3 protein-coding genes are annotated in these 4,990 nt (G+C 75.6%); all 3 read left to right on the forward strand.

All coding sequences use genetic code 11. The features are described from left to right. Nucleotides 1-747: phosphopantetheine-binding protein (locus tag VF746_22705; GenBank protein ID HEX8695240.1), on the forward strand; the 747-nt coding region annotated here is incomplete at its 5' end. Then, a complete protein-coding gene (locus VF746_22710; protein HEX8695241.1) occupies nt 740-2,749 on the forward strand; it encodes an acetoacetate--CoA ligase in 2,010 nt (669 codons plus the stop codon). The genes VF746_22705 and VF746_22710, both read left to right, overlap by 8 nt. Before the next feature lie 258 nt (nt 2,750-3,007). Further along, nucleotides 3,008-4,990, forward strand: a 1,983-nt coding sequence (locus VF746_22715) for a condensation domain-containing protein (protein HEX8695242.1), incomplete at its 3' end; no start/stop codon positions are given.

Raw genomic sequence — 4,990 nt, forward strand, 5'->3', positions numbered from 1 at the left:
GCGGACGGGACGCTGGAGTTCCTGGGCCGCGGCGACGAGCAGGTGAAGGTGCGGGGCTACCGGATCGAGCCGGGCGAGGTCGAGGCGCGGCTGCTGGAGCACCCGGGGGTGCGCGAGGCGGTGGTGGTGGCGCGCGAGGACGCGCCCGGCGACCGGCGGCTGGTGGCGTACTGCGTGGGCGCGGCCGGGGCGGTGGAGCCGGAGGCGCTGCGGCGGCACCTGGGCGAGCGGCTCCCGGAGCACATGGTGCCGGCGGCGTACGTGCGCCTGGAGGCGCTGCCGCTGACGCCGAACGGGAAGGTGGACCGGCGGGGGCTGCCGGCGCCGGAGGGCGACGCGTTCGCGCGGCGCGGCTACGAGGCGCCCGTGGGCGAGACCGAGGCGGCGCTGGCCGAGATCTGGTCCGAGCTGCTGGGCGTGGCCCGGGTGGGGCGCCGCGACCACTTCTTCGAGCTGGGCGGCCACTCGCTCCTGGTGATCCGGATCGTCGAGCGCCTCCGGCGGGCGGGGATCCCCGTCCAGGTGGTGGACCTGTTCTCCGACCCCACCGTCGAGTCCCTGGCGGCCCGCATCGAGGCGTCGCGGGAGCGTGTCGCAGCGGAGCGGACGACCCCCGCGCGCGGCGGCGCGGACGGTGGCCCGCCCGCGCGGATCGAGGTCCCGGCGCTCCACCCCGACCCCGCCCGGGCCGCGGCCGCCGCCGCGCCGGCGGGGTTCGCCGGGCCCGAGGAGGGGCGCCGTGGATAGCGCCGTGTCCATGGGCGGCGCCGTGCTCGCCGACGACGCGCCGCCGCTGCTCTGGGAGCCCTCTCCCGAGGTGAAGCGCCGCTCCCATTTCGCGCGCTACCTGGCGTGGCTGGAGCGCGAGCGCGGCCTGCGCTTCGCCGGCTACCACGACGCGCAGGAGTGGTCGGCCACGCACATCGAGGAGTTCTGGGCGTCGCTCTGGGACTTCTTCGCGGTGAAGGCGGCCGAGCCGTACGAGACGGTGCTGGCGTCGCGGGGCATGCCGGGCGCGCGCTGGTTCCCCGGCGCGCGGCTCAACTACGCCGAGAACGCCCTCCGCCACGACGACGACGGGCACCCGGCGCTCCTCTTCGCGTCCGAGCTGCGCCCGCTGGAGGAGGTCTCGTGGGCCGAGCTGCGCCGGCGGGTGGCGGCGGTCGCGGCCTCGCTGCGCGCCATGGGGGTCGGGCGCGGCGACCGGGTGGCCGCGTACCTCCCCAACATCCCCGAGGCGGTGGTGGGGCTCCTGGCCTCGGCGAGCATCGGGGCGGTCTGGTCGAGCTGCTCGCCCGACTTCGGCGTGCAGGGCGCCGTCGAGCGCTTCCAGCAGATCGAGCCCTCCGTGCTGATCGCGGTCGACGGCTACGTCTCCGGGGGGAAGCGGATCGGCCGGCGCGCCGAGGTGGCCACGCTCCGGCAGCAGCTCCCCTCGCTGCGGCACACCGTGCTCGTCCCCTACCTCGACCCCGACGCGCGCCTGGACGGCGCCGCCCAGTGGGGCGAGCTGCTCGGCGGGAGCGGCCCGCTGGAGTTCGAGGCGGTCCCCTTCGACCACCCGCTCTGGGTGCTCTACACCTCCGGCACCACCGGGCCGCCGAAGGCCATCGTGCACGGGCACGGCGGCATCGTCCTCGAGCATTTGAAGGCGCACGCGCTGCAGCGCGACGTGGGGCCCGGCGACCGCCTGTTCTGGTTCACCACCACCGGGTGGATGATGTGGAACCTGCTGGTGGGCGGGCTGCTGACCGGGTGCACGGTGGTGCTGTACGACGGCAGCCCGGCGTACCCGGACCTGCACGTGCTCTGGCGGATCGCGCAGGACGCGCGCATCACCCACTTCGGCGTGAGCGCCAGCTTCTTCGCCACGCGCACCCGGGCCCGCGTGCGCCCTGGGGACCGCTTCGACCTGGGGGCGCTGCGCGTGCTGGGCGCCACCGGGTCGCCGCTCTCGCCCGAGGGGTTCCGCTGGATCTACGACGCGGTCAAGCGCGACGTGTGGCTGGCCACCGGGAGCGGGGGCACCGACGTGTGCACGGGGCTGGTGGGGGCGTGCCCGTACCTGCCCGTGCACGAGGGCGAGCTGCAGGGGCGCGCGCTGGGGGTGGCCGCGCACGCGTTCGACGAGGCGGGACGCCCCGTGGTGGGCCAGGTGGGCGAGCTGGTGCTCACCGAGCCGCTCCCCTCCATGCCGCTCTTCTTCTGGAACGACCCCGACGGCGCGCGCTACCGCGAGAGCTACTTCGACACCTTCCCCGGCGTCTGGCGCCACGGCGACCTGGTGCGCTTCACCGAGCGCGGCAGCGCGGTGATCCACGGCCGCTCCGACTCCACGCTCAACCGGCTGGGCGTGCGGATCGGCACCAGCGAGATCTACCGCACGGTGGAGGCGATGCCGGAGGTGCTGGACTCGCTGGTGGTGGGGCTGGAGCTGCCGGAGGCCGGCTACTACATGCCGCTCTTCGTGGTGCCGGCCGGCGGCGCCGTTCTCGACGACGCGCTGCGCGCGCGGATCCGCGACGAGCTGCGCACCCGCTTCTCGCGCTGGCACGTGCCCGACGAGATCGTCGCCGTCCCCGCCGTGCCGCGCACCATGAACGGGAAGAAGGTGGAGGTGCCGGTCAAGCGCATCCTGCAGGGCGAGCCGGCCGGGCGCGTGGTCAGCCCCGGCTCGCTCGCGAACCCGGAAGCGCTCGACTTCTTCGTCGACTTCGCGGCGCGGCTCCGGGACCGGCCGGGCGGCTGAAGCGCAGACAGGTCTGGAGGAGTAGCGGCTCCGCGGGGGGAGGACCCACCTCCCCGGGGCCGTGGGACGGAAAAGCGGCTCCGCGGGGGAGGACCCACCTCCCCGGGGCCGTGGACGGAAAAGCGGCTTCGTGGGGGAGGACCCACCTCCCGGGGCCGTGGACGGAAGGCAGAACAGGTCGTGGCCGGTCGCCGTCCCGCTTCGGGCGGCGGAAGGGCCGCCGCCCGGGACGATCACCCACCCAATCCCTGGCTCTCCATGCCGAGCGACGATCGAGCGAGCAGCTCCTTCCACCTCCTGACTCCGCCGCCCGACGCGGCGGCGGACGACGCCCCCGCGGGAGCCGCCGAGACGGCCGCCGCGGAGATCTGGTCGGAGGTGCTGGGCGTGGAGCGCGTGGGGCGCGAGGACGACTTCTTCGAGCTGGGCGGTCACTCGCTCCTGGCGGTGAAGGTGATCTCGCGGGTGCGCCAGGTGCTGGGCGTGGAGCTGGCGCTCGACGACGTGTTCGAGCGGCCGGTGCTGGCGGACTTCGCGCGGGGGCTGGAGGAGGCGGCGCGGGCGGAGCTCCCGGCGATCGAGCCGGTGGACCGCGGGGGGCGCCTGGCGCCGTCGTTCGCGCAGCAGCGGCTCTGGTTCCTGGAGCAGCTGGGCGCCGGGGGCGTGTACAACCTCCCGAAGCGGTTCCGCCTGAGGGGCGCCCTGGACGGCGCGGCGCTCTCTCGCGCGCTGGACCGGATCGTGGCGCGCCACGAGGCGCTGCGGACGACGTTCGCGGCGGTGGACGGCGAGCCGGAGCAGCGGATCGCCCCGGCGGAGGGGTGCCGCTTCCCCCTGCTGGTGCACGACCTGGCCGGGCGCGCCGACCAGGGCGCCGAGCTGGACCGCCTGGTGGCCGAGGAGACGGAGGCGCCCTTCGACCTGGAGCGCGGCCCGCTCGTCCGGGGGCGCCTGGTGCGGCTGGCGGAAGACGACCACGCGCTGCTGGTGACGATGCACCACGTCGTCTCGGACGAGTGGTCGATGGACGTGCTGGCCGGCGAGCTGGGCGCGCTGTACGGGGCCTTCCGCCGCGGTGAGGCCGACCCGCTCCCCCCGCCGGCGGTCCAGTACGCGGACTACGCGGCGTGGCAGCGGCGCTGGGTGGGCGGCGAGGTCCTGGAGAAGCAGGCGGCGTACTGGCGGAGCGCGCTGGCGGGCGCGCCGGAGCTGCTGGAGCTGCCGCTTGACCACCCGCGCCCGGCGCAGCAGGACTTCGCGGGCGCCTCGGTCGCCCTGGAGCTGGACGAGGCTCTCGTGGCGAGGCTCGAGGCGCTCGGCCGGCGGCACGGGGCCACGCTGTTCATGACGCTGCTCGCCGGCTGGGCCACGGTGCTCGGCCGGCTCTCGGGGCAGGACGACGTGGTGGTCGGCACGCCCACGGCCAACCGCGGCCACAGGGAGGTCGAGGGGCTGATCGGGCTGTTCGTCAACACGCTCGCGCTGCGCGTGGACCTGTCGGGCTCGCCCACGGTGGCGGAGCTGCTGGGGCGGGTGAAGGCGCGCACGCTCGGGGCGCAGCAGAACCAGGACATCCCCTTCGAGCAGGTGGTGGAACTGGTGCGGCCCGCGCGCAGCCTGGCGCACAACCCCGTGTTCCAGGCGATGTTCGCGTGGCAGAACGCGCCGCGGGGAAGCCTGGAGCTGCCGGGGCTCGTGCCGGCGCCCCTGCGGGCGGCCGCGCCCGAGACGGCGAAGTTCGACCTGTCGCTGTCGCTGCGGGAGGAGGGCGGCCGCATCGTGGGCCGGGTGGAGTACGCCACCTCGCTCTTCGAGCGGGCCACGGTCGAGCGCTACGCCGGCTACCTGCGGCGCGTGCTGGAGGGGATGGCGGCGGGCGACGGCCGGAGCGTGGAGCGGCTGGACCTGCTGCCCGAGGCCGAGCGCCGGCAGCTCCTGGAGAAGTGGAACGCGACCGATGCGGAGTATCCGCGCGGCGCGTCGGTGCACGAGCTGTTCGCGGCGCAGGCGCAGCGGACGCCGGACGCGGAAGCGGTTGTCTCCGGAGACCGCTCGCTCACCTACGCGGAGCTGGACGCGCGGGCCCGCCGGCTGGCGCGCCGGCTGAGGTCGCGCGGCGTGGGTCCGGACACGCGGGTGGCGGTGCTGATGCCGCGCTCGGTGGAACTGGTGGTGGCGGAGCTGGCGATCCTCAAAGTGGGCGCCGCGTACGTGCCGCTGGACGCGTCGCATCCGCCGGAG

Origin of the sequence: Longimicrobium sp. (assembly GCA_036389795.1) — a bacterium.
Taxonomy (GTDB): domain Bacteria; phylum Gemmatimonadota; class Gemmatimonadetes; order Longimicrobiales; family Longimicrobiaceae; genus Longimicrobium.